This is a genomic window from Xanthomonas axonopodis (genome assembly GCF_001304695.1).
GTDB classification, from domain to species: Bacteria; Pseudomonadota; Gammaproteobacteria; order Xanthomonadales; family Xanthomonadaceae; genus Xanthomonas; species Xanthomonas axonopodis.
The window spans coordinates 1-7560 of record NZ_JFAQ01000048.1; the positions used below are offsets into that span (position 1 = coordinate 1).

Below are 7560 nucleotides of genomic sequence, written 5' to 3' on the forward strand. Positions count from 1 at the left end.
GATGTCTAGGAAAGCCTGGGCGTATCACTACTTTACGATGGCTCAGTTTTGTGGGGTTGGGTCAATCCGTAGCACCCCACGTAACCCGTTCAATCGCAACATGAGCATTTCCTTTGGTTGAAGAGCAGGCGGCACCAGCTATGCCCTCTGGAAGCGGCGGGAGCAATCCAAAGTGGCGCTGGCTGCGTAGGCGAGCACTTTCATTTGGGAACGAAAACATCGCTGTTGGTGAGCATGTGGTCCCACGAATACTGGGAACCGGTCCGCGCCAAGTGCCAGACTGTGGTGATGGCCGGTACGCCGCCAGACGCATCACAGGTGCCGGTCCAGGCAGTCATGCTGCCGTAATTACCCCACTGCACCGAAAAAGTGATGGCAGGCAGTTTGCTCGATGCCGTCGACCCGGCAACCGGGTTAGCAAACCAGCCGACTAGCGGATACACCGCACCAGTGGTGCCGGAAGGCGAGATGTACGTGCCCGAGAGCTGCCCGGAGGTCTGTACGGCGGTGATCGTGAGTGTGGAACCCAGCTGGTTTTTCCATTGGCCTACCGGGTTGTTGCAGGTTGGCGCGGCCTGGGCGAGCGATACGCAACTTCCGAGCAGCGCAACGCAGGCAGCATATTGACGCATGGACATGCACATCATCAGTTCTCCTCGTAATCAAGCGAAAGGTGGCGGGTTCAAGCCAACAGCTAGATAGCACCGACCTGGTCCGCATTGCTGGGATGGATGTCTCCATCTCTTATACTTGACGAAGGTCAGGGTGGGGTTCAAACCCGATTTAACGGGCTCTACCCCGAAATCACGGACGGTTCTAAAAGAGCTGCAACCTTCTGATCCTGCTTGGCGACCCTTCGCCGCATCCTGGGGTTGTGGAGTCGCTCGATGTAGTCAAACACATCCGCTCGTGCGGCATCCAGTGTGGGGTAGCTCGTTCGATAGATCCGCTCGCGCTTGAGCACAGCCCAAAGAAGCCTTCGCAGGCAGCGCTGTCACCGCAATGCCCCACTGCGCTCATCGAACAAATCAGTCCGCTAGCCGCGCCGCGAGATACTCCTGGTAGTCACCGCTGCGAAACTGACTGCCACGATCCGAATGCAGGATCACCGCATCACTTCCTTGCCGCTGCCACACCGCCATCTGCACAGCCCGGATCACCATCTGACGGTCCTGCCGAGCGTGCGTTGACCAGCCCACAATGCGCTGGTCGTCAAGATCCAGCACGATGCACAGAGACAGCTTGCCCTGCTGGGTCTTGATCTCGGTGATGTCGGTGACCCACTTGGTTTCCTGCTCCAGCGCGACAAAATCGCGCTCAAGCAGGTTAGTCACCCCTGGTGGCGTCACGCCGGACCTGCACGTGGCCCGCCACGCTTGCGCCGGGGCCAGCCCTGCAGGCCGTTGGCTGCCATCAGGCGCGCCACTGGGTTCAGGCTAGCAGTCTCGCCCTCCTCAGCCAGGTCTTCGCGCATGCGGCCAGCCCCCAACGTACCGCGGCTGTCTTCGTGTAGTTCGCGCATCCGTACGACCAGGCGCTCATTGTCGACCTTTTGGGGACTGGCAGGACGCTTACTCCACGCGTAATAGCCGCTGGCCGAATACCTTCAGGCACCGGCACATCAGCCGAATCGGAAACTCATCGCGGCAACGTTCGATCACCTGATACTTCAGGATGATCCCTTTGCAAAGAACGTCGCCGCTTCTCGCAAAACATCACGTTCCTTCGTCACCCGCGCCAACTCGCGCTTGAGTCGAGCCAACTCTTCGTCCCGTGGCGTCCCGGTGCCGGCGAAAGCGGCCGCCCGCAGATTCTGTGCCTCGCGCTTCCAACGGGTCAGCAACGTGTCGCGAATTCCCAGCTCCCGGGCCACCTGGGCGCAGCTGACACCGGGCTGGCTCGCCGGCTCAACCGCTCCGCGCTTGAACTCGGCACTGAACTTCCTACGCTGTGACATGAACACTCCTCATGGCCTGAATCGGCCTTCTTGTAAGTGTCCGTGAAAACGGGGGTGAACCCGTTCAGCTTGAGCCTGCGTTAGGTATCAAACCCCGTGCCGAAGCCTTATTTTTTGCGCCGCCCAGCTGGGCTACATGTGCGCTTCATTCGTCCCGACCGACCTACAGAGCGTCATCGGCTCGCGCTATCTTCTCCGTCCAGTTCGCTTGTTCCTTGGTGATAGCACGCGTTGCCGTGGCACTCTCGGAAGCATTCGATCAGATGCTGCAGGGAGCGGGCATGCGGAATGATTTGCTGAGCCAGGCTCTGGCTGCCTTGCAAGGGAACGAAGCCCGCCCTACACCATCAAGGTCGGCGGCGTAGAGCTCTCTACCAACCGTGGGGACGATTATGCTCGGCTGCTGGACGCACTAGAACAAAACACACCGCCGATCCCAGTTCAATCTTGTACGGCTCCGGAATCGCCTCTACGTCAATCATGTGGCGAACCGCCCCGGAATCCCGGGGCCTTGCAGTCAGTGCCAGAGTGTTGCACTCGGACCTTGAGTGGGACCAGCATCTTCGGTCAAGTTTATGGGCAGACTCGCGTGCATTTTTAGAATGATTACGTCATCACGGTCGGCCAAATTCTTTGCATAGATAATGGCGAGCGTTTCATGGACGTCATCGACATCGACAAACGCGCGCTCAAGACAGATTTCGGCGGTATCTCGCCGAGGACATAAGAGAACCTGTTGAGCAATAATGTCTCGATCCAGACGCAGGACGTGTCTGCCCTTCGAGAAAGCACAAGGCCCCATCATATAGAAAATATGTAAATTTAATAGATATAAAGTCGGCGGGCAATCGCGCCGTGCCTTAGAGCGGCTAACAAAACGTAGCGAGCAGTCGTCAGGAGGGTGTGGACGGCGCGCTCAGAACCGCGGTGTACAAGTGGTACATGCCGATTCCGAGCACCGGCCGCGCACGTCCGGCGGCTGCGCAGTAGTTTTGTTAGCCGCTCTTAGTGAAAACCTGAAGCCTAGACCTCTCCTCGGGGCGTCACGCGCCAACCTTAATCCTCATCAGAGAAGTGGTATGCAAAGTCGTTTCAGCGGTTGGTCTGCACAGGTGCTTGATGCGGACGATGTCACAGCAGTCATGCATGACGTTGGCAGATATGGATTCGCGATAGTCAGGGACCAATGGCGATTCGATGCATCCGATTTCAAGCAGATGTCGGCGCGCTATTGTCTTGGCCCGATGTATCAGTCTGACTTCAATCGTCGCCTGCACACGGAAGGCATGTCGCCGTCAGGCATGAACCAGATCGGTGGCTTGACCACAGGCGTGCATGATGTCTTCAACAGTACGTCAAGCGTGGCATTGCACACAGACGGTTCGTATCTGCCCATCGGCACGATCAAGACCTCGATTCTCCTTTGCAAGCAGCACGCGCTGCGTGGCGGCGAATCGATCCTGTTCGACAGCGTGTCGGCATTTCAGACCCTTGCCCACCATCACCCTGATCTCGCCCAATGTCTCCTGGCCCCGAAGGCGTTCCGACGCAGGTCTACCGATCCGCGGCCAGATAGGCAGTACGAACACGTCGGCTCGATCTTCCTCGCAGAAGAAGACGGCACACTGGTTGGTGGGTTTACCCTGGACGTGACGGCCGACTGGGACTATTGCCGGCGCATGGACCCGAGAGTGCTCGACGCGACTGCTTACTTGACGCGTCTCACCAAGCCGGACAGTGGTTACACATTGAGTTTTCCGCTGCGAAAGGGGCAAGCATTGATCATGCGCAATGACCAGCTCTCGCACGGACGAGGCGCCTACGTCGAAGATCCGGGCAACCCGCGTATTCTGCTGCGAGGCCTGTTTCTCTCCGCTCCTGGCGCATGCGCCGTGCAGATACGGTCCGCCGCGCTTCGTTCGAAGGACCCTGACAGCAGGCGCCGCTCGAATGGCTGAGACATCGGCGCCACTGCTTGCGTCCCAATGGTCCTTGTGGATTTCGTACCCAACCAGCGAACTTGAGGCACGCATTGGCAGCGATCTTGCAGCACACCCGATCGCCCCGCCCATGACCGCGGCGATCGTCGAATTCGTTCGCGAGTACCGGAACGGTGGAAGAAACTGGAGTAGCAAAGGGCTACGGGGGGACGAGGTGATCGCACCGTTGCTCGGTCTGGCAAAGCACTCGCCAGAGGTCTTTGATCTATTCCGCGCGAAGGTTGTCCAGGCGCAGCACAACAAATGGGTGGGCGGCAGCCTGAACGGCACGGTTGCCTCGGCGCAGAAGCAGTACACGAAATTCGTCATCATCTCGACGCCTCGTTCCGGGACGCACCTGTTGCGCACGCTGCTGGGCTCCCACCCATGCATCGAGATGCATGGCGAAGCATTCAATCGGTTCGGTCAACACTTGCTACCCTATTGCGTACAGGACACCACTGCGGAACATATCCTCGAGCGACATCTGTTTCGCCCGTACTTTGAGTACGTGCAAGCTGTCGGGTTCGTGCTCTTTCGCGATCTCGACTCGGAATGGGGGGGCGCCAATGTTTGGGAGACGTTGGCTGGCTTGCCTGAACTGAAGATCATTCTGCTGGATCGACGCAATCGCCTTGAGCGCATGGTCTCTCTGAGAAAAAGCCTAATCGATAATATCTGGTATGTCGGCAGGGACGATGAGCCCGCGCCAGGCTATGTCAGGCTGTCCGTAGCGCAAAAGGAACTCGTGGATTTCATCGATCACGACCTCGCCAATCGCGCTGCGTTCTGCGAACGCTTCGGCCACCACGACATCCTCTCCATCGAATACGAGCAACTGCTCGGCAACCCTGAGAGCACACATGCCGAGCTGCTCGCGTTCCTGGGAGTATCGGTCGTACGACTGGAACCGGGAACCGGAAAAAAGGAAACCGCGTCGATCGCGTCAATAGTCGCAAACGACGCGCAACTGAGATGCTCGATTAAAGGGACACCCTATGAACGCTACATCTAGGCCGCGCGGTTATTGGCCACCGTATACGCCAATGACCCTTGAGGATTGTCGCCCCAGGATCGTGCGTGGCACAGGGATTTATCTCTACGACGATGCGGGCAAGCCCTATCTGGACGGCATCTCCGGCAGCTACAACCACTGCCTCGGTCATTCTCACCCGGCACTGATCGACGCCGTCAAACGGCAGATGGACAGTCTGGTGCACGCATGCAACATCGGGACGAGTACGCTCCTACCCGAAGCGCTTGCAGAGCGGCTAAGCAATGTATTGGCGCCAGCCGGACTCGTGCATACGTTCCTGGTAGGAAGCGGCAGCGAGGGGGTCGAAGCCGCACTGAAGATGGCTTGGCAGTATCAACGCGGTCGCGGGCAGCCACAGCGGATGAAAGTCGTCGCCATCGACGGTGCGTATCACGGCTGCACGCTTGGCGCGATGCTCGCGACACGACGCGCCTTCATCAACGAAGGCTCCTTGGCGCTTGTCGCAGATTGCTCACTGACGATGCCATTGCCGCAGAGCATCGACGACGCGGCAGAATGGGAAGCGCTTCTTGCCGAGCATGGATCGACCGTGGCGGCGATCATCATCGAACCGGTGATGGCGATGGCGGGAACTCGACAGTTTCCAGATGGCTTCTTGCGAGTCCTGTCGTCGCTCGCCAGGGCGTACGATATTCCGCTGATCTTCGACGAAGTGTATTGTGGCATCGGCCGCACCGGTGTCCTGTGCGAGTCAGTGTCCCAAGGCGCGAGTCCGGACATTGTGATCTTCAGCAAATGTCTCGGCGGCGGCTTCCCGATCACCGCCATCATGACGACCGCCAAGATCTCCGATGTCTTCGCCACACAGCCGCTCCCGTTTTTCCGCCACGGCCATACCCAGTCCGGCAACCTGCTGGGATGCCGCGCAGCTTTATTCATTCTCGAGCACCTGGATGCCGAGGATTGCTACGAACGGGTCAAAGCGAAGGGTACGCGCTTGCTGCAGGCGATTCGTGACCGTCTACCCGCGACCGACGATGTCGTGAGTGTGCAAGGGAAAGGATTGATGTTGTCGATCACCTTTTCGTCGCCAGCGGCATGTAGCCAAGCGCAACACGACGCGCGTCGACACGGTCTGTTCATTGGCGCTGCGGATCGACATCTCAAGCTCGCGCCGCCGTTCATGATCGATGACGCCGAGATCGACGAGTTGGCGCAACGATTGAGCCATGCGATAGACAACGCTTTGCATCACTGACGCTTTCTTTTCGTACGAGGGAGAACATGACGTCCGCATACTTCGCGCTCAGGCAGATTGCAGGAGGAACGCGCCACAACGCGCCGTTCCAATGGGGAGAACTGCAAAACATATGGCAAAACGACGCCTTGGCGAACAAACTCGCAGATGAATTTCCGACAGAGGGATTCAACTTCCGGGAACGCAACGGCGGGCATTTTTATCGACGCACGATCGTCCCTCTGGGCTCGATCGGCGTCGACCAGACAGCGGTGCTAACGGATGCGTGGCAGGCGATGTGCGGCGAGCTCGTGTCGGAGGACTTCAGGTCCGCGATGTCCCACTTTTGCGGAACAGACCTGAGCAAATTTCCGATGGAGGCCATTGCGTTTCGTGGAGGGCAGGACACCCATTACCTGCCCCACGTCGATGCATCGTTGTGCCAGGGATTTCGCCTGATCATCTACTTCAACGCCCACTGGGAGCGCGATTGGGGCGGGCTGCTTCGTATTCTTGATCCACGCTATCACCATGACGCGCGCCACGTTGTGCTCCCTATTGTCGGAAACGCGACAGTGATCATTCGCGATGGGACCTACGAAGACACCTGGCACGAAGTGACGCGGCTGTGCACCACGGGCAGCGTCACTCGCAACACGCTCAATGTCACCTACTATGCGCCCGGGACCACAAGCACAGCCCAATGACGCGAGGATGCCCTTGTCCCACCACGATAGACAGTTCGTCATGCTCTATGGCCCGCCTGCCGTCGGAAAATTGACCGTTGGGAAGGCGCTAGCGAATCGGCTGTCCGCATGCCTTTTTCACAATCACCTGACCTACGATCTCGCCATCGAGCTACTGGGTGCCGATAGCGGCTTCGACGCGCGCAGGCAGTTTGCGTGCGAACTCAGGCTCCATGCGCTGAAGCTCCTGTTTAAGTCCGACTCCCGCACCATCATCACGACGTTCTGCTACGGCGGCCCGAAGGACGACTGGTACATCGACACGCTGAAGACGCTCTGCGCAGATCATCTGGTGACGCCGCACTTTGTTCAGCTCACCGCGCAGCGCAGCCAGCTTCTGGACAGAGTCGAAAACATCGACAGACGCGCTTTCGGAAAGGTGAAAAGCAGCAGTGAACTTTCGGCGATCCTGCAGCAATGCGCATATACGCTCGCGATCCAAGCAGACAGCCATCTTTGCGTTGATACATCCATGCTATTGCCAGATGACGCCGCCCTTGCGATCGTGGCGTGGAACTGGAGATTCTCCGCGGTGGACCATTCCTACGTGGGCTGACATAAGCAGAGGGTTCCTCGCGCTCCTCCGAGGAGACCCTATGAGTCCCCCTCACCGACAGCTAGGCGTTTGATCCCATGCTTTGATG

5 protein-coding genes, 1 other RNA gene and 2 pseudogenes are annotated in these 7560 nt (G+C 58.6%); 5 read left to right on the forward strand and 3 right to left on the reverse strand.

Annotated features, from left to right (window positions below; genetic code table 11):
- Positions 1–200 precede the first annotated feature (200 nt).
- The 3 genes and pseudogenes from XAXN_RS04910 to XAXN_RS20610 form a co-directional block, all read right to left on the reverse strand.
- Positions 201–647, reverse strand: a complete 447-nt coding sequence (locus tag XAXN_RS04910) for an avidin/streptavidin family protein (RefSeq protein WP_042822186.1) — start codon at positions 645–647, stop codon at positions 201–203.
- Between the two features lie 146 nt (positions 648–793).
- Positions 794–1957 (reverse strand): annotated as a pseudogene (locus XAXN_RS04915) (IS3 family transposase).
- 867 nt (positions 1958–2824) lie between these two features.
- Positions 2825–2901, reverse strand: a non-coding RNA gene (locus tag XAXN_RS20610) — sX9 sRNA.
- A gap of 135 nt (positions 2902–3036) precedes the next feature.
- Between XAXN_RS20610 and XAXN_RS04925 the strand changes: the two genes are divergently transcribed.
- The 5 genes and pseudogenes from XAXN_RS04925 to XAXN_RS04945 all read left to right on the forward strand — a co-directional run.
- The gene (locus tag XAXN_RS04925; protein ID WP_134980183.1) at positions 3037–3915 is read left to right on the forward strand and encodes a TauD/TfdA family dioxygenase; all 879 of its coding nucleotides are present in this window, start codon (positions 3037–3039) and stop codon (positions 3913–3915) included.
- Positions 3908–4951 carry a sulfotransferase family protein gene (locus XAXN_RS04930; RefSeq protein ID WP_054318718.1) on the forward strand — a complete coding sequence of 348 codons (1044 nt, stop codon included), beginning with the start codon at positions 3908–3910 and terminating at the stop codon, positions 4949–4951. Before XAXN_RS04925 ends, XAXN_RS04930 begins: the two co-directional genes overlap by 8 nt.
- Positions 4952–5012: 61 nt before the next feature.
- Positions 5013–6191: an aminotransferase family protein gene (locus XAXN_RS04935; RefSeq protein ID WP_174515481.1), complete on the forward strand. Its 1179-nt coding sequence runs from the start codon at positions 5013–5015 to the stop codon at positions 6189–6191.
- A gap of 26 nt (positions 6192–6217) precedes the next feature.
- Positions 6218–6877: a 2OG-Fe(II) oxygenase gene (locus XAXN_RS04940; protein WP_054318720.1), complete on the forward strand. Its 660-nt coding sequence runs from the start codon at positions 6218–6220 to the stop codon at positions 6875–6877.
- A 7-nt stretch (positions 6878–6884) separates the two neighbouring features.
- Positions 6885–7424 (forward strand): annotated as a pseudogene (locus XAXN_RS04945) (AAA family ATPase); the annotation flags it as partial.
- Positions 7425–7560: the final 136 nt, after the last annotated feature.